Here is an 18,933-nt window from a genome sequence, read left to right as displayed (position 1 = left end):
TTTAGCTCGCAATGATAGAGAAGGAGATGTCGGCGAGTGCCTGGTCAGGCGTGGTCGGCGCCACGATCTGGAAGATGTCCCCCGAAGCGAACACCACCGCCGTGGCGAAGGACACAGCACCGACAGTCGACCCGGCGACGAAGGTCACGGTTCCGATCACCGCATCGTTGCGCTTGATCGTGAAGACCGTCTCGGCGCTGGCGGCGGTACCGGCATTGATGACGCTGCCCAGAAGACCGACCGGCAGCACAAAGCTCTTCGTGACCGCATGACGGAAGACCAACTCGCCAGCCTGAGTGTTGCCACCAAGGAAGGTCGCGAATTCCTTCTGGAGCTTGTATGGAATCCACTTCCCGCTTGCCGAGTTGTAGCGCAGCGTGTCTCCGTCCAGCAGGCCATCGAGGTTGACGTCGGAGGCATCTCGGAGGCGTCCATTGTTCCCGCTGGAATAATTCTCGTTGGTGAAGACCTTCGGCTCGCTGTAGGCGGTGTAGGTGTTGTCCCGAACAGCGAAATACGTGGTCCACTCGCCGGTTGACTCGCTCTTGTACTGGACATCGAAATCCCTCGGCCCGCAGGCAACCGCGTAGGCTGGCTGCGATGTCGAAGCCAACATGACCTCATTGATCTCGACCGGGTTGGCGAATGCATAGGCGACCCATTCATTCGTCGCCGAATCGGCGAGCCAGTAGTTTGTCAGGTCACCATCGACCGTGGTCGCTGCGTTGCCTGCGAAGGAAGATGAGACAGTGACCGTCCCGCCAACGCACTCGTCAGGCCCTTCCGGGTCCTGACGCATCTCCATTTCGGAGATACCGACTCGAGAGTCGCCGCCATTCGCGAGGAACAGGACACGCCATTCGGTGTGCAGCTCCGTGAATCCGCCGACCGTTGCCCAGACGACGCCATCCTCGGTCGTGTTGACCGTGAGCTGCTTGCCAGCGTTCCCAGTGAATGATGGGTAACTCGCACCACCGGCACCGCCGTCGATAAATTCGAAGCCAGTAGCGGTCGCGTTGACAGCGAGGACCTTGCCCTCGTTGCCAAACATCATCGGGATCGTGTTGTCCTGAACAACGGCAGGAACGACGAAGCTGCGCGTGTCAGTGCCGCCGAGCGCCCAGTTGGTTTCAGGGCCGAACTTCTCGACCGTGGTATATTCGACGCCGTCGTTAGAGCACTCGATCCAGAAGACCTTCGCGTTGCGTTCTGCCAAGCGAACGCCGGTCATGGTCATACCACGGACAGAAACGGCTTCAGGGAATTCCCAACCGATATAGATCGGGTACACAGGATTTGCCTGCGTGGTCCAATAGTAGTCAGAGTCGCTCGTCCAAGGGCCGAACGCATTGGCAGGCTGCTTGTTGCCATCAGAAGACGAATTCGAAGCGAAGGCAGAGCCACCCGTTCGCAGGCTCGCACCGTCCTCGTCCAGGAAGTCCAGACCTGCCATTGCGAGATAAGCCGAGTCGCCGTTGTTCTCGTAGACAGCCAAGCGCCAGAACCGGAAGGACAGGGTGCCTCCATCCGGGACTTCTCCGCCACCGGCACCACCGGACTTGATGACGTCCCACTCATTGGTGCCTACCTTCAGCAAGGTCACCTTGACTGCAGGGCCTGAGATCGAGAGACCACCGGAATAGTTCAGGGTGACGCCATCCTGGGCGGCAAACGTCAGGTCCTGGTCGCTGTCTGCCAGGACGTCGATCAGCGTTCCGACCGGGATCGCGGCAGCTGCCTGGGTCGGGATCGTGAACGTGGCGGGAGCGAGGTTTTTGAAGCGGACAATCTTGCCGATGTCGCTCAGCGTCAGTGTCGCGTCTTCGGTCTTCACGACTGCCTGGATGGTCTCGAAGTTGTAGACCGGCGCCGGGTTTGCGAAGACCTGTGTCTCGGAGTCACCCGTGAAGGTGGCGTCCGTCACCGTCCATTCATCTGCCCACGAGAAGGTCTCAGGATCAAAATACTGAACCTTGAAATTCTTCGGAGCGGTCGCGGCGCCGAAGCCTTCTTCAGCGACCGTGGTCAGGGCAACTTCGCGGATCGTGACCGCCTGGTCGAAAGTGTAGGAAACCCACTCGTCTGCCACGTCAGCGGCGAGCCAGGTGTTGGCTGTGTCGCCGTCGAAGACTGCGGCAGCATCGCCCATGAAGGAAGATGACACTTCCGGGGTGCCACCGGTCGCCACATTGTCGCCACCCGGCAGAACGCGCATCTCCAGCTCGCCCAGGCCGGTGCGAGCATCGCCGCCGTTTGTCTCGATCAGGATGCGCCACTGGTTCGCCGCATGCAGCGACGAAGGTGCGCCACCTGTCATCGTCACCCACTCGACACCCGTCTCGTCTGCATTGACCGCGAGAACACGTCCGGCGTTTCCGACGAAGTCCGGATAGGAAGCGGAACCACCACCGGATGTCAGATTGCGCCATGCTTCCGTGGCGCCTGGTTCATCCGTCGTCCCGGTGATCACGCACATCCACAGGTCGTCCTGATAATCGACGGTGTCGCCCGCCTCATACGGGCGGGCGGTCGCGGATGTGAAGGTGAGCTGCGAGATGAAGATCGTATCGTCGCCCTGGGCGATGCTTCCATCCTTGTCATAGGCGAAACGCAGCGTGTGCGATCCTGCCGTGACAGCGAAGGTTGCCTGCTTGTAGGTGTTGGTGACGCCGCCGTCATTGAACTGCTCGACGCCATCAAGGCTGACGATGAACCTGTCCGGCGCTTCACCAGACGTGCGGTACCGAACGGTGTAAGTCCCATCTTCCGGGAAGGTTTCCGTGAAGAAGAAGTAGGTCAGACCATTGTCAGGGATCGAGCGGAAACGCAGCGACTTCGTGGAAAGCGCCGATGGGTCGCTCTCGTTGACGATAGCAGCACCGGGAGCGTCAAACACGAACTTCGCTGGGATTACACCATCCTCGAAGGTGATCGGAACGACACCGCCCCAAGCGCCACGATAACCGGCACCGAGGCCCCCAGCTTCGACGTCGCCCCAGATCGCTTCACCGTTCACGTCACGCTGAAGAACCTGACCTTCGGTGCCCCCGGCAGGCAGGCTCACAGGTGCATCGACCCAGGCGACGTCGCCGTCAGCCGAGGAATTCTTGGCGAGCAGCTGACCCTGGGCGCCGCCGTCCGGCAGCTCCTGGAAATTGGATGTCGGCGTGACAAGGTAGGTCTCGTCAGCAACCCAGTCGGTTTTCGTTTCGAGACCAGCGACGTTCCAGCTCGTCCCGTTGTCGGACCATTCGATGCGGAAGACCTTAGGCGAGCGAGATGCAACCGAGCCAATGCGGATCGCGACCTCGCGAACCGTGACCGGGGAGAGGAAGTCGTATCCGATGTAGTTGTTCTCGTGTGGGTTCAGCGCCATGAACGTGGCGTCGTCACCGTCGAAGGCGTTGGCAGCTGTGCCGGACGATCCGCCACGGATAGCCACGCCCCCGGTCGCCTGCTGCGGAACGCCTGCGATGTTTCGGAATTCGAGGTTGTGAATGTAGGTGTTGTTGCCGTCGTTCGACTCCAGCACGAAGATGCGCCAGAAGCGGTGCGTCAGGGAGTCGTCGCTATCGGTCGCGGCTTTGGGTTCCCACTTCTGGGTCACGGAGTTGTACGTGAGGACCATACCCTCCTGCGGCGGCTGCGCCAGGAAGTCGGTGTCTTCCAGATCACCCAGGCTGTCGTAGACCTTCTGATAGCGCGGGTGGACCAGACGCTTTGTGTCAGCCGTGGACGCAGCCCAGACCAGGCCGGAGAAAGCCCAGCTCTCGTACCAGGTGAGGCCGTCGTCGGAGAATTCCACCACGCCCGACTGCGGGCGGCGGTCGGTGCTGCCGGGGACCGCCTGCTTGATCTCAAGGTTGGTGATCGCGACCGGCTGAGCGAACTGATAGCCGATCCAGGTGTTGCCGTTCGATAGGTTCTCGGACTGGGACTGCCAGAAGGTTGTGAGGGTATTGTCGAACGCATTCGCCAGGGTGCCCCCGCTACCGATTGCCGTACCGCCTGTGGCGAGCTGGTCGCCGGTCAGCGTGTCGCGCATGATCAGGTCGCCGACGACAGCCGAGTTGCTGCTCTTGCCGGTGAGGAACTTGACGCGCCAGAAGGTGTGCTTGCCGTTCGGCTCTTCCGAGGGCATCGCGTCGTCGTAGCCTGTCCAAGCGGAGTTGGAGACGTAGGTCAGGCGGGTTGGCGACGAGTGAAAGATGACCAGGGCATCGCGGGCGACTTCCTTGGAATCCGGACCAATCGAGACAGTCAGAGGATTGACGTTGCCGCGATTGTCGACCACGAACAGCCGCTTGGTCGCCGGTACCGTTAGCGTCGAGCCGACCGCCACGTTCTGCATCGAGAACATCATGTAGCGATTGAAGTCGGTCTCAGTGAGCGCGAGCGAGCCGTTCTGCAGGTCGATGTCAACCGCATCGTTCATGGCGCGTTCGAGGTAAGCGACCATCGTGTTGACGGTCGTTTCCTTTGCAGCCTGGGACGTTGCGAGCAGCGGGATTTTGAGGATCGGCGAGAGAGCCATTTTATACTCCGATTAGGGCGTATGGGAGCTTGGTTCCGAGCGGAAAGCCCCATTCGACATTTGCTGACATCTGGTGGATCACGACGTTGAGGTCGCGTCGGTTGGAGAGAGACAGCGTCCCGAGGGTTGCTGCCGGAATTATTACCTGTCCGGATGTCAGAATTTCTGACTTCCACACGTAAAGAGAATCGTCCTCTGGGTCCCATTTCTTCGCGTCGTATTCGCCGGGGAGGAGGAAGAGGTAGTAGCGCTCGCTTTCTTCGTTCAGGGGGACCGAACCATTGTTGCTCATCGCGCCGCCGATCCTCGTTGCACGGGACCACTGGATGCGGACGTCACCATTGGCGAGGTTCGTTCTGCGCACATTCCCAACAGGCAGAGGTCGTTCTGTTCCGCCTGTTAGTGCCAGCGTCTTGCTCGCCACGAAGGGCGCCAGAACGTTGCCGGTGTTGACGATGAACTGCTGATCCTTGTCGAGATATTCGAGCGAGTCCGATGCCAGGTGAACACTGTTCTCGGTGTAGATCATCCAGGTGTCGCCATTGCCGTGACGATACGCGGCGTCAATTGTGCCACGATACCCTCGAATTAAGGCAGAAATTGTGACGGACCCGTCAGAATTTTCGACAGCGTTCTTGAAGAGGATCACCTCGTCGCCGATGATGATCATGTTCTGGGTCGAGGGCCATTCCTCATCCGGGATCGTCTCCCAGGACCAGAGCTGAGCCTGCTCATTGAAGTCGAAGGCGGGGATGAGGTTGATCTCTGTCTCATCGTCCTGGATGTTCCAACCGTTCGCTGGCGGCGGGACCGGCTGCTTGGTGTAGCCCCAGATCGCATCGACCTGCGTATAGCCATCCGTCGACCAGTTGGTGTCCTCGATCCGCGACTGCAGCATGCCGAAGTTGAACCCCGGCTTGTGAGCACCGGCACCCCAATAGTAGCCGATCTTGACGTTCAGGTTCTGGTGGTTGTCGTCAATGTACGGGATGTTCGCGACCATCGGCGTGGCGAACGCAACAGAGCCGCCAGGCTGGTTGACCGTGCCCTGCGGCTGCTCGGTCGTTGCGGTGTGTAGGTAGCTCTCAGCGAGGTTCGCCACACTGACAACCTCAAGCTCCATGTTGGCGCCCATGGTCATGTCGGTGATGCGGCACTCGATGGCGCGACCGTCCTTGAGCTGGATCGTCACAACGTCCGAAGCGTCGAGGAACAGGAAGTCACGCGGCAGGCGGAATTCCTGCGTGGTGCGTTCCGACCAGGCAGCATAAAGAATGCGCTTCGCCATGGCCTTCGCATCCTTGGACAGGAGGGACATGTTGAAGGTGACCTCAAGGTGCTCCTTGGTCGACATCACCGGAAGCGGACGACCGGGGCGCTTGAAATACTGCGAGCCGGTCTCATAGTCGTTTTTCGGGTCGTAGTAGGAAACCGTGACGCGCTCCGGCAGCTCCATGGCCTGCTGGATTGTCTCAGACAGTCGCTCATTATCAGTTCCGATATCCGCCTCGATCACGCCCAACTGCTCTTCCTGGATGGTCACCAGGGGAGCGCCGCCGCGCATCTTGAAGACGAGCATATTGTCGGTCTCAACGCAGTCGAACTGATAGACGTTTGCCAGCTCTTCCAGGACGGAGCGGGCGTCGACCGGTTGCTCGAACATGTAGCCGAGAAGCGGTTCCTGCGTCTCGATGCCGCTGGTTCGGACACGATCTGGCTCGATGCCCACGCGCTCGGCGACATCTGTCACGATCTGCGCAATGTCGACCTTATCCTGAACCTTGCGGTCCTGGTACTGAATGACCGGGGTGATCTCGCCGCCGATGGTCGCGAAGCCAATCATCGCATCGCGCTCGGACCAGTAGTAGCGACCGTCACGCATGGCGACGTTCGTGTAGCCTTCCCGCCCGATCTGGATATCGACCGTCTGCAGGTGGAAGTCGATCTTGACGATGTAGGGACCGCCTTCGATGGTCCAGCCGTTGGTGTTGATGTAGGACTTGGGCGAGCGGAAGCCGTTCAGGTTCAGGTGTGCCCAGGAGATACCGTCCAGGCGCTTCTCCCAGAGGATTTTGCCCGTCATGATGTCCATCGACGCAACCCACGGCGTTCCGCCTGCAGGACCAGCGATGATGCCGATGCAGTTTGCGCCGACGATGTATGCCATGTCGTACATGACCAGGACGTCGCCCTTGCTACCGCGCACCTCAGGCCACTGACCGAGCTTCGTCTCATAAGCCCTGGATGGCTCAAAGCCCAATGCCAGGTCTTTCGACGTGCCTGTCTTCCCCATGTATGGTCCCACCACGGGCGCATAGTAGAAGTTGAAACGGTCGACGCCCGCATAGTCGGTCGAAGTCATCAACAGTGCCTGCTCGGTGCCGATGGACCCCTGGCGGTAGTTCGTGCGTCGACCCTCGGACTCGATGGTGCCGATCTTGTTGTAATACTCATCGAAGATGTGGATGCGTCCGAACACCTCATAGACCAGGGTGTAGGGTACCGGGTTTCCATAATACCCAGAGCCGATGATCGGGAATGCCCCACCGGGTGCAAAGATGCCGTTCCAGATGTCCGCAAGGATGTTCCCCGAGCGTCCCCAGGACTTGATGATCTTTCCGCTCGACGGGTCCATAAAGAGGATCGGGCCGTAGTTGCCTTCGAACTTATAGAGCACCAGGTCTCCGGACGGCGTCGTTCCAAATTCCTCGAAGTCGTTGCCGTTTGCTTTGGTCCATGTGCGTGTACCCAACGTGGACGAGGTCATCGGCGTTGCTGCCTCCCCGTGAGGAACGGTCTGCGGCAGAACGTCGACGTACTTGAGGCGCTTGACCTCTTTACGTGTGTCCATATCCCACATGCGGACGACACGGTCCTCGTTCTCATCGAGACCAGTCATGAAGAGGGTGCCGCGCACGATGTCGATCATCTTCGAACCGAAGTCCGGACGATACCAATTCTTGGTTGGCGGTTCCATGTTCTCGAAGATGATCAGCTGCGGCTTGCGCGTCACCTTTGAAACCACTTCCGCCGTGATTGTGGGGATGCGGTTGCCGAAGTCTTCAAGAGCGAAGTCCTGGAACATCAGGTAGCAAAGATCGCGGTAGGCGGGGACCTTACCCACACCTTCCTGCTCTTCCATGAATGGATCAGGCATCTGCTGCTCGTCACCGGCATAGAAGCGCCAAGCGAAGCGACCGGATGCACCACCCTGCCCCTTCTTGCCACCGGCAGACTTCATCGAGCGCTTGCCGGACTCTTCCTGGTCGCGGGTCGAGAAGCCGGGGCCGACCAGATCGTCATCGTCGGGATTGAGCTTATTGTAGATCAGGTTGTTGTCTGCCCAGATGCGCAGGACGTCAGCCATCGGACCCTCGGCGAGGCCCATGGCGAAGTTGGCGTAATACTTGTAGACGGGCTGGGCTTTGCCCTTCTTGCCCTTCATCTTACCCTTGCCGCCCGACTTCTGCTTGCCCTTCTGGGTCACATAGACCTTCTCCTCGCGGAAGTCGGTCGCCCAGAACATGTTGCCGGTCACGCGCATGGTGCCCCAGATTTTGGGAATGCCGCGACCGTATGAGGCGGAGGAAACGCGGACGTCGTTGAGCTTCCCGGTCGGCTTCTTGCGACCATTCATGATCATCGACCCGGCGATGGATGCGCCGAGGATAGTCGCCTTGAAAAGACCGGCGCCAGAGAAGAGGCTAGACGCCCCGAGAACGGCAAGCTGCATTACACCACTCCCTTGTAGCTACGCAGAGAGATGACCATGTCCTTCCAGTCGGTGTAGGGCTGCTCAACGACCTGGCGCTTGTGCAGGTTGGCGTTGATCACCGACAGGCGCCCGTGGGCATCTCGCGACAGAATGCCTGTGTGCATCGGGAAGATGGACTGGCGCAGCAGAATGATCGAGCCAGGCTTCAGGCCCTGGAATGGCATCGGATCAGTCTGCCCGTAAACCAACTGCTGAAACTTCGCGGGTTCGGGATCGAAAGAATATTCCGTCGTGTCGTTGATTTCGATTCCGCAAGAACGTCCGACGTTGACAAGCAATCCGATGCAGTCGACGCCCATGCGGTCGCGCCCACCCTTCTTGAACTTGACGCCGATCCAGGACTTCGCCTCTGCTACGATCTGATCGAATGATGCACTCATCACATACCTGCCACTTTGAAATATTGTCCGGCACCCGGCACTCGCGGATGACCTCGGAAATTGAGGATGTTTTTGAACTTTGCGGCGCACTCGGACGCCGTCTTGTTGCAGCCTGCGGTGACGGTGAACTGGTCGCCGATCTGCGGCTGATAGGGCAAAGGCAGAGCCAGCGAGACGATGCCGCTCGGCCTGTCGTATCCCATGATCTCCATCGAGCGACCGGCGTTCTTGCCAGTCAGGAAGGTCATGACGCCCCAGTCGAGCCAACCGTCTGCGACCGCCAGGTCAGTCGAGCGCACCTGTGTCGTGCGGGTCGACAGTTCTGGTACCTCACCGAGGAACCGATAGCGCGGGGCGACAGCTTCCCAGGTGACTGTGCCGTCGACAGTCTGGGCGCCGGGGACGCCGCTCAGCTCGACAGGATCGACGGATGTCATTCCGGCTGAGCGGGCGATGAATTCGATGCCGCCATACTGCTCATAGCCTGGCTCGATCTCATCTTTCAGCATGACAGCGATGGTCAGCTCATCGAAAGCGATCCGGCGCGTCAGCCCGTCATTGCCAGGGCGACCGCCCAGAGCCACGGAAAAGCGCTTAGAGCCGGGGTCGACGTCGACCTCAACTGAGAAGGGCCTCCAGCGGCGGTCGGGGACCTGGGATGGCACTTCGGTCGACCGTCTTGCGCCAGCGATGTTGAAATAGAAGTTGGTCCCAAAATACTGGTACTGACATGCGACAGATGCCCAACCCGACGAGTCTGCCCAGTAGCCGTAAGCCTGCCCTGAGAAGACGAGCTTGTAGCGTCCGCTGGCGATCTGCTCCGGCGTCAGTCCGATCTCATTCGGGAAGAAGCTGATCGACCGCTCATTGCTGTTGGTGAAAGCCAGAACCTTGCCGCCCGAGATCGGCGTCATGTTGATGTCTTCGCCGAACACATCCCCGTGGTACCACTTGCTGCCATCATAGACGCCGACGACGTCCGGATAGTATCGCGGGCGCTCGATCAGCGAGGCGAGCGGGAAGAGCACACGGTCACCGACCTTGTATTTGGAGCCGGGGCGATGGACGGGAGGCTGGATTTCAATGCCGCACTTCTTCGAACCGAGATCGAGACGGCACTCGTTCAGATAGGTGTCACCGATCTTCTGCGAGAGGAGATCGACCAGGCCTCGCAGCTCCACCAGGAAGGCGCCGGAGCCGGTCGTCTTCACCTCACCGAAGTAGCCATATCGGAGCTTGATCTCGCCCATGGTCTCATCTTCGTAGTTGATGAGGAAGACCTCGGCGAGCGCGAAGTCGAAGGCGCCGTTGCGCATCTCTTCATCGCTGATGCCGTCGTCGCGGAGGAAGCCGGTGACTTCCATCTCATCCACGGCGAAGTTGGCGCTGGACTTCATGGCTGACTTGTTGAAGCCAGCCGCTGATTTGTAGACCTCATCCTGATAGGTGACGTCCTCGTCCAGCTCGGTGTAGCGAAACACCTTGCCGTCCTGCCGGGTGATGCGCCAGCACGTCGTCAGTGTGGTGGTCTCACCTCTCAGATGAGCCGCCATTGCTGGCGAGATAGTCTTCATTCGGTATCCTTGATTTCAACGATGGGGATGGACTCCCAGGACTGGTAGTTCCAGAAGTCATGCGTCGGATCGAACACATCGACGTCAAATCGAGCATGTACGTGAAATCTACCATAGGGCAGAATAATTGACAAGCCCGCAGCGGGCGCTGTCGTGAAATTCACCGTTCCGTTAGAATAATTGACCTTGTAGGCTACACGAGCGTTGTTCCCTCCGCCTCCGGTCGTCGGGCCGTTCTCGACAAAGGTCTCTCCGCCCACGATTAGAGGCTCAAGCGAACCCTGCTCGGGTTTGGTGATCACGCGGTCGTACTGGTAGGGACCCGGCTCATAGCTCTTGATCAGCTGGAAAGTCTTGGTCGTCCCGTCGCCGTAGCCGATTGCCTGATTAAACCACTCGAAGTCACCCCAATCCTTGAAGCGGAAGGAGTGCGCTCGCCCACGGCGGGCATAGAAGAAGTTGCGCAGCTCCTGTAGCTGATCTGGGTCTTTGATCCCGTGGGATACATCGTACTCGGCGCGGACGCGGCGCCATTCGACATTGCGTCGTTCGAGGCCGGAAGCGAGCGTAACGATGGTGGTACGGAACTGGGGACCGCCCTTGGAGCCGTAGGAGATTTCTTCAGGGAAGACGGCGTCATGAAAAGCCATGATGTTTCCTCATGTGATGGATCGGGAAGGGTCCCCGCGATTTCTCGCGAGGAGGATTATGCGTTGCGGCGCTGGGTGCGCTCCTGGGCGTGTGCCAGGCGCTGACTGATCTGGCGCTGGTTGCGCTTGAAGTCGTCGGCGCTCTTCAGTCCGGTCAGGTTCAGGTTGAAGGTGTTGCCTCCACCCTGGCGGGCTGCTGCGAATTCCGAAGTCGGCTGCTTCTCTTCGCGAGTGTTCATCTCGACCGGCACCTTGCGACCGCGTGAAAGCGGGATGACCGCTTCGTTCGGGTGAAGGACGGACGGGATGCCGCCGCGACCATATGAGCCGGTGTTTGCCGTACCCTCGGCGAAGTGAGGCATCTTACCCATGGCGACCGGCGCTGTTGCCAGGCCACCTTCGGCGAAGAGACCAAACAAAGCGCCGAGACCGCCTCCGCCCATACCGCCGCTCGAACCGAGCGAGCCGAGGAGCGACATGATCGCGCCACCGAACTGACCCAGACCTGGGATCACCGACGACAGAGGACCCATGAGAGCGCCAAGGCCCTGGCTCATCTGCTGGAAACCAGGCTGGGCTGCCTGAGCCTGCTGGCTCGCCGACTGGATGGACTGACCCGCCTGCTGGAAGCCGGGGCTTGCCTGCAGAGCCTGCTGACCTGCAGTCTGCACCGCCATACCCGCCTGCTGATCGGCAGCGATCTTCGTCTGCGTCTGCATCGAGGCCTGGCTGGCTGTTGTACCGAGCGTCTGCAGCTGCGTATTGACCTGCTGGATCGAGCTGGTCACCATCGGATCGACCTGCTGTTGCTGCTGCTGACCCATCCCGACGGAAACCGCGTTCGGATAGAATGCTCGCTGCTGCGCAGACAAGCCGTTCTCCCATGAGCCGCCACCCATCTTCAGTCCGCGCTCACCGCCCAGGTCGAAGTGCATCGAGTCGAGCGACCCGTACTTGCTGCGGTCGCCGGAGAAGTAGCCACCCCAACGCAGAGCCTCAGGGTCCATGTCAGGATACAGGCGCTCCTGGGACATCTTCGCCTGCTGAGCAAACTGCTCGTAGGTGCGGAAGCCCGACTCGTCCTGGTAGTTGCCGAATTCCTTGCCGGTCGCCGGATCGATGATGCGGACATCGGTTGCCAGTCCCTGACCGTGCAGGCGCTTGTCGCCGGGACGCAAGCCGGAGAAAGCTTCCACCTTGTAGCCAGTCTGCGCCTCATAATTCTTCGACGCATCCTCAAGGATGTTGGTCAGTCGCTGGTCGACGCCGTTCTTGTAGTTGCCGACGAAGTCCATGGCGTTGGTCGACGGCTGACCCGGCAGCTTGATCCCATAGTTCGGGTCGACCGGCTTGAAGCCTGCCGTCGTGCCGTGCTTGTGCAGACGGTCGCCTGCGCCGAGGGTCGGGCCGTCGAGCTTGCTGATCCATTCCTGGTTCTTAGCATCCGAGTAAGCGGGGTTCGCATAGTGCAGGTTGCCGCCGACCGACGAGGCCTGCCCTGCAGCTCGCTTTGCCAGGTACTGATCGACAAACTCGCTTGAGCGCTTGCCACGACCAGACTCGAGTAGGCTGTCCGACAGATACTCAACGCCCTGACGACCGTTCTTCCAGGCGACCGGGCCGTTGATGTCCGAGAACTGCGACTTGGCATTGACGACGGAGGTGACGGAATCGCCCCACTTCCCGGAGACCTTGCGGTTCAGGATCGTGTCGACAACGCCTGCTGCCTGCGACTCGTAAGCCGGACCAGTCAGAGAGGCGTCGACTTCGGTCATCAGCGTCTTCTTCAGATCGGTGATTTCCTGCGGCGTCAGTGACAGCGTCTTGCTGGACAGGTTGTAGGGGGTCGCCGCCATGCGAGCTGCAGACTGCGTGACCTGCATCGGGTCCACACCGGTTCTAGCGTAGGCCGTGGCAGCTGCGGCGCTCTGGCTGGCTGGCATCGGCTGATTGATGAACGGAACCTGCTTGCCACCAGCAGCGGTCGCCAGGCTGTTCAAAGCGTTTGCCGCATTGACGGCACCAGTTGCCATCGCATCGATCTGCGGGGTTGCAGTCGATACAGAAGCAGCCAAGGCGTTGGTAGCCTGTGGAGCACCGTCGAGACCAAAGCCACCCTTCATTTCCCAGTGCTGGTTCTGCGGGGCGCCCTTCAAGCCGAATCCGCCCTTCAGGTCCCAGCTCTGAGCCTGCTGACCGAGGTTCCAAGCGTTTGCCTGGTCCTTGCTCTTTTGAGCGGTCGACAGCTGTTCCTGGGTCGCGCTCTTGGCACCGCCAAACCAGCTGCTGAAGGTGTCCTTCATCATCGACTGGAGACCAACCTTGATGAAGTCCTTCAGGATCGACTGGGCGAGTGATGCGAAGTCTGCTTTGCCGGTCACCACCATTTCGGCGATGTTGTCGGACAGGCCTTCGATGGCGGTGACCGCAACACGGTCGGTCGCCACGCCGATATCTTCGATACCGTCGACCCATTCCTTCAGCGGGCGATCATTCATTTTCTGCTGGGTCGTGATCAATTCACGCAGCTTGGCGCTCTGCTCGGCTGTGACGTGAATGCCCTTTTCCGCCAGCTCGTTGATCTTCTCACGATGCGCGATCTCGATCTCACGTGCGCGGGACGCCATATTCTGGAGGCCAACCTCGTCGTTCATCGAACGGACCATCGCCGCGTAGGGGTCCGAGACCTCCTGCATCTTGCGAGTCTGGAATTCGATTCCGGCGTTGTACTGGTCGAGCGTGATCTTCCCAGCCTGCAGCTGAGAATTCAGAGCATCGATCTCGGCACGGTAGTCTTTGACAGCCTTTTCAGCATCCTTTGCGCGCTTTGTGACCGCATTCTTATCCCCGGTCATGTCACCACGCAGGGGATTGAGATCGGAGGTATCTGTGAGCTTCAGCGTGTCGAGTCTTGCCTGCTCACGGTCGCGAGCTGCCTGGTCCAATTCAGCCTTGCGGGCAGCTGCCTCCTTGTCTCGCAGCTCCTGCAGTTGCTTTGAATGTTCGGCGTGGGCCTCCAACACCGGCTTTAGAATATCGCCAGACTGCTTATATAGCTCGTCAACTTGGAACCATTCATCGATAGCTTTCGACCCTGATTCCAGGGTCCGGTTCAATGCGGCAATGTCGGATTCCAGATTAGCCTTGTATTCGGCAAGACGTTCATCTTCAGACTTAAATGGGTTCAACTTGGACGTATAATAGTCCATGTTGCGAGCGGCTGTAGCGATGAGTTTGTTAGAGTAGACGCCGAAACTAAGCAGCATCTTGCTAAGCTCAGCCAATACCACCCACCCAGCATTCTGGAACAGCAGCTTGAACTTGGCCGCAGTCATTTCCCCGTTCTGCGCCATATTGTTGAAGCCGGTAGCAGTTGCTGTATCAGCAAGGATGATCGCGTCTACAATTCCCTGAAGCGAGAAGCTGTCCGCAGCTGTGGAGGCATTCAGAATCCAATCACGGACATCATAGAACGCCTGCGTTGCCATTGTCCCCACGGTGACGGAAGTTTCGCCAACCTGGACGAGCGTGTCCCAGTAATATGCGAGAGCACCACCAGCAGCTCCAACAGCCATTGGAATTGCTGCGAATGCGGCGGAGACGATGCCCCCTACCGACCCCAGCATTCCGAACACGGAAATGCCCTTCGCGATGCCAGCGATCAAACCAGATGACATCACGCCGAGCATTACTGCCCCGAGTTCCTTGACATGCTTCAGTGCCCAGATGGCGGCATCTCCCAAGGCACGAATAGTGTCCCCAAGAGCCTGTGAAATAGCGACAGCGTTCCCCTTGAATTCGGCGCTTTCCATGACATCCGTCAAAGCGCGGGCAACGTCGCCGAAGGCGTCCATGACCCCATTCTTACCGACCAGCTCCTGGAATTTGGTCCAGCTGTTCTGCAGCTGACCAATCTTGGTGTCGGCGCGGTCGAGCGCAGCGATGATCTGGGGACCGAAGACTTCCGCCATCTTCTTGGCGAGCAGAACCACAGCATCGTCAGAAACCTGACCCAGCTCCAGCATCTTCGACAGATCGACCTTCTTACCCAGGTGCTCAGACAGAGCTTCCTGCATCAGAGGGAATGCAGCAGGGAGCTGCTCGCCGAGCTGCTGGCGGAGTTCTTCCGCCATTACCGCACCCTTCGAGAACATCTGAGTCAGAGCCTTGAACGAACGAGCCTGACCCATGGCGTCAACGCCCATGACGCGCATCGCGCCGGACATGGATTCGAAGACGAACTGGGTGTTCTCGACCGACTGACCGGCGAGACGAGCGGAGGTGTAAAACTTGCCGTATTCTTCGCGGATGCCGACCAGAGACATGCCGTACTTGTCGGCAGCTTCGGCAGCGAAATTCATAGACGACTGCTGTTCAATCGCGGTCTTCGATGCAACGCCCATGGCGGTCTCGAAGCGCTGAGCGGACAGGGTCGCATTGTAGACGCCCTGTGTGAACTGACCGAGCGTCAACGATCCCAGCAGAACGCGCAGCTGCGATCCAGCCTGGTAGGAGAGCGACATTGCGTTCTCCAGGCCTCGCATGTTGCCGGTGAGGCTGAGGGTGGCGCTCGATGCGCTTCTCATGCCCGTCACGTTGCCGCGATGGCTCTGAGACAGGCGCGTCAGAAGGGTGTTTGCATTCTGCGCAGCATGGGCGATCTGGTTCAGGGCGGATACGAGGCGACCCATGTCAGGCGGAGTGCGCAGACGATTGATGGCGGTGACCATCGCATCAACATTGCGAACTGCTGCCGCCGAAGGGCCACGGAAGCCTGAAAGTGAAGCTGTGATCGCCGCCAGCTGACCGGCTGTCGCAGGGTTCATACGGGCGCTGTTGAGCGCACGGAACAGTTCACGGACAGCTGCCGCGTTGTTGCGTGTCGGTCCTCGGAATGTGGAGAAGGCTGCACTGACTGCAGCGATGTTTCGGGCGACAGATGGGTTGACCGAGGCAGAGGCAATGACACGCAGGAAGTCACGTGTCCCCTTCAGCTGAGAAGCCGAGGGACCACGGAAGTTGCGGAGGGCAGTGCCCAGGTCCTGGATATTCTTGGCAGTGCTGGCAGAGAAACGGACACCGGATAGCGCATTGAGATCACGCGCCATCTTCGAGAAGTCTACAGATGGTCGACCGAAGGATTCGACCGCCTTCTTGTATGCCTGAGTAGCCGCAGTGATCTGATTGATCGCGGCCTTGTATTCCGTGGCGCCGCGCTTAGCACCAGTGGCGTTGATATTCAGATTAATGCTATGAGTCTCAGACATTTATTTTCTCGCAGGCTGCTTTTTCTTGTTTGCCTTCTTCATCTGAGCTTCGACCTCGTCGTAGTGCTTCTTGAGCACCATGGCGTCGAGTTCTGGGATCGAGAGGAGGAGGAGTTCGATGTCGTCGCTGCGGGTGATGTTCTTCAGCTCGCAGATCGAGCGAATGTCCTGCAGGGAGATTGGCTGAGGGCCGTTAGACCCGACCTGACGCTGCCTGTTCAGAAGGGTGAAAATGTCCCAGACCCACGTGAGGTCTGGGAACAGTTCAGCTTCGGAATCGGCATCGTCTGCGAACTTGCGGGAGACGTTGCCTTCTTCCTGGAGCTTTTTGCGGAAGGCCAGCTTCTTGGCGTCTGGCCTGAGCTGTTGCTTCAGGAATTCAGTTAGTTTCCCAGGGCTTCCTTGACGTCCTCGGCGCGGAAGGCGTCCTTGTTCAGGGCGAACGAGAGCACTTCGCCACGGAAGTCCTTGAGCGACTCGTCGGAGAGAAGCTCAAATGCCGTCTCGCCGGAGTAAGGGATGGGACCTTCTTCACCTTCGATGCCTTCCCAATCAGCGATCACGCCGAAGGCGAGCTGCGTGATGAGAACCTTTTCGAGGATGTCGGTCGGCGGGTTCTTCTGGCGAAGCTGCGACGTGTAGGGCTTCTCGGCTTCCTTGCGGGCGTCGAGCGATGCCTGCGAATTCAGACGACGGATTTTCAGGCGGATGCCGCCTTCGAATTCCTGCCAGGTGCCGTTCTCTTCCTTGTCCGAGGAGGTGGCGTAGTTCTTGTGGAGGTTGGTCTTCAGAGCCATGGTAGTCAGTCCTTTTCGGGTAAGGGCGGGAGCGAGCGCCCGATCACTCGCTCCCAAGGGGTGTTTTCTTTGTCGGGTTGACAGCGCACTTGACATGCGATGTCAGAATTTCTGTCTCCTTAGGTTGGCAGAACGGAGCTGAAGCGGTCGACCTGCAGCATGCAGCGGGTGGCGGCATCGCGAAGAGCGGACCATTCCATCTCTTCCAGAACGTCCTGGTCGATACCGCCAGGGGTGATCGGGTCGGACGTGATCTTCAGGGCCGGGATCGTGTAGTAGTAGACGTTCGAGTCCTGGTCCTTGAAGTCGAAACCAATCGAGATGGTGTCGTGGTTCAGGAAGTGGTTGTACATGGTCAGGTCTTCGAAGTACGCGGTGAGCGCACCCGTCAGCTGGAAACGACCGGTACCGATACCGCGAGCAAACTTCGAGCCGACCGCGTTCTGGTTACGGAGCGAAGCGTCACCTTCAATCGACAGCGACTGGACGGCGGTCGACAGGATCGCGCCATTCTTGGTCAGGTTGCCGACGTTGGTCGTCGCGTTCATCACTTCGGTCGCGGTGGATTCGAGCGTCGTGTAAGGCGCCTTGCCGAGACGAGAAGCGGTGACGGTCTGGGTTTCCTTACCCATGAAGTTCATGGCACCGGTCACGATGGAGCCGGAGGCGACTTCGAGCGAGAAGGAACCGACGCGCATGCCGTTCTGGATGAAGTGCTTGTCGACGTCGTTGAACGACTGCTCCAGGGCGAACGACTGAGGCGTGATGTCCTCAACGTCACCAGGGTTGCGGAGCATCGAACCCTTGATCGTGGCAACGCCAGGCGCGGCTACAGTCGGAATCTGCGGCGTCACGGTAAGAACGTCGTCGGCGACACCGGTCAGCTTGTAGAAGCCACGGGCGTCGGCGGCAGTCGCAGCAACCTTGGCACCAACTGTGATGCCTGCGCCGGTTGTGGAGGCTTCCGAGTTGACGTGGTTCGACAAGATGTAGACGGTCACGACACCGGCAGCTGCAACAGCCTTGGCGTTGATGTTACCGGCAACGCGCTTCTGGTTCACGGCGAGCGCGAAGGCAGCAGCGGATTCCAGTTCGTCGGCGCCAACCTGGTATTCACGACCTGCGGTGAAGTCGATGACGTTCAGGCCGTCGTTGACGATGATCTTGTCGCCAGCGGTTGCGGCAGCGGCGAAGGTGACCGTGTAGCTGTCGAAGGTGATCTCGCTGACCGGCAGGTCGAGGAAGATCATCTGACCGACCGAGAGCTGACCAGCTGCGATTGCCGAGGCAAATGCGTTGGCGCCGTTCGAGTCGATGGTCGAGGCGTCGGCGGTGCCGAGGCGCAGCCCGCTGTTGTTTGCGACGATGACGTCGTTGGCGTCGAGCACCTTGGTGGCAGCGGACGAACCTTCCGGAACCGACGTTGTCGTGGTCACGGTGATCTGCGTGTCATCGCCGGACATGGCGAGGGCTGCGATCTCGAAGTAGCCGTTGTTGACGTCGTTGGCGACGAAGCCCTCGACCTTGATGCGGCGACCGACTTCGAAATAACCGCGAGCGTCCTGACCGGCGATCAGGAGGCGGTTGTTGGCGACCCAGGAAACGGCGACACCCTTGAAGTAGTCAAAGGTCATCGGGCGCGTCCAGGCACCAAGAACGAAGGCCTGGAGGAAGTCGTCCTGCGAACCGGCTGAGAGTTCGAAGTTGATCTCACCCTCAGACGAGGCGGAAACTTCAGGAACAGACGACACCATTCGGTCAGCGCGAAGCTCTTCCGAAACGGTCGTTTCCTTCTGCGCGGCGAGCGACGAAGAGGTAAAGCGAAGCTGACGGCTCTTGCCGTCCGCTGGGATGGTGCCCCACTCGCTTGTGCTTTCAGCGATGTAGCGGATGGAGGCGCGGTTGGAATCAGCAAATGTCACGGTTCTTCTCCGATGTGATTGCCTGAAGAACCGA

9 protein-coding genes are annotated in these 18,933 nt (G+C 59.5%); 1 reads left to right on the top strand and 8 read right to left on the bottom strand.

Annotated features, from left to right (window positions below; translation table 11 throughout):
* Position 1: 1 nt before the first annotated feature.
* From FAA86_RS18855 to FAA86_RS18830, 6 genes are read right to left on the bottom strand one after another with little or no spacing between them, the layout of a single operon-like run.
* Positions 2–4,534 (bottom strand): hypothetical protein, encoded by a 4,533-nt coding sequence (locus tag FAA86_RS18855; RefSeq protein WP_136542659.1) that lies wholly within the window; start codon positions 4,532–4,534, stop codon positions 2–4.
* Between the two features lies 1 nt (position 4,535).
* Entirely contained in the window at positions 4,536–8,267 is a 3,732-nt protein-coding gene (locus tag FAA86_RS18850) for a phage tail protein (RefSeq protein WP_136542658.1), read from the bottom strand.
* A complete protein-coding gene (locus tag FAA86_RS18845) occupies positions 8,267–8,689 on the bottom strand; it encodes an NlpC/P60 family protein (RefSeq protein WP_136542657.1) in 423 nt (140 codons plus the stop codon). Before FAA86_RS18845 ends, FAA86_RS18850 begins: the two co-directional genes overlap by 1 nt.
* A complete protein-coding gene (locus FAA86_RS18840; RefSeq protein WP_136542656.1) occupies positions 8,689–10,263 on the bottom strand; it encodes a DUF2163 domain-containing protein in 1,575 nt (524 codons plus the stop codon). The genes FAA86_RS18845 and FAA86_RS18840 overlap by 1 nt, the downstream gene beginning before the upstream one ends.
* A complete protein-coding gene (locus FAA86_RS18835; RefSeq protein ID WP_205910044.1) occupies positions 10,260–10,913 on the bottom strand; it encodes a DUF2460 domain-containing protein in 654 nt (217 codons plus the stop codon). The genes FAA86_RS18840 and FAA86_RS18835 overlap by 4 nt, the downstream gene beginning before the upstream one ends.
* Positions 10,914–10,969: 56 nt before the next feature.
* A complete protein-coding gene (locus tag FAA86_RS18830) occupies positions 10,970–16,180 on the bottom strand; it encodes a tape measure protein (RefSeq protein WP_136542654.1) in 5,211 nt (1,736 codons plus the stop codon).
* Between FAA86_RS18830 and FAA86_RS18825 the strand changes: the two genes are divergently transcribed.
* Positions 16,166–16,567: a hypothetical protein gene (locus FAA86_RS18825; RefSeq protein WP_136542653.1), complete on the top strand. Its 402-nt coding sequence runs from the start codon at positions 16,166–16,168 to the stop codon at positions 16,565–16,567. The genes FAA86_RS18830 and FAA86_RS18825 overlap by 15 nt on opposite strands.
* Here FAA86_RS18825 and FAA86_RS18820 read toward each other — a convergent pair.
* Both FAA86_RS18820 and FAA86_RS18815 read right to left on the bottom strand, forming a co-directional pair.
* A complete protein-coding gene (locus FAA86_RS18820) occupies positions 16,564–16,977 on the bottom strand; it encodes a hypothetical protein (RefSeq protein WP_136542652.1) in 414 nt (137 codons plus the stop codon). The genes FAA86_RS18825 and FAA86_RS18820 overlap by 4 nt on opposite strands.
* 119 nt (positions 16,978–17,096) lie before the next feature.
* Positions 17,097–18,899 carry a phage tail tube protein gene (locus FAA86_RS18815; protein WP_136542651.1) on the bottom strand — a complete coding sequence of 601 codons (1,803 nt, stop codon included), beginning with the start codon at positions 18,897–18,899 and terminating at the stop codon, positions 17,097–17,099.
* Positions 18,900–18,933 lie beyond the last annotated feature (34 nt).

The sequence above is a fragment of the Rhizobium rosettiformans W3 genome (assembly GCF_004912135.1).
GTDB classification, from domain to species: domain Bacteria; phylum Pseudomonadota; class Alphaproteobacteria; order Rhizobiales; family Rhizobiaceae; genus Allorhizobium; species Allorhizobium rosettiformans.
The sequence above is the reverse complement of the archived record's forward strand: the minus strand, read 5'-3'. Positions and strand labels throughout refer to the sequence as shown.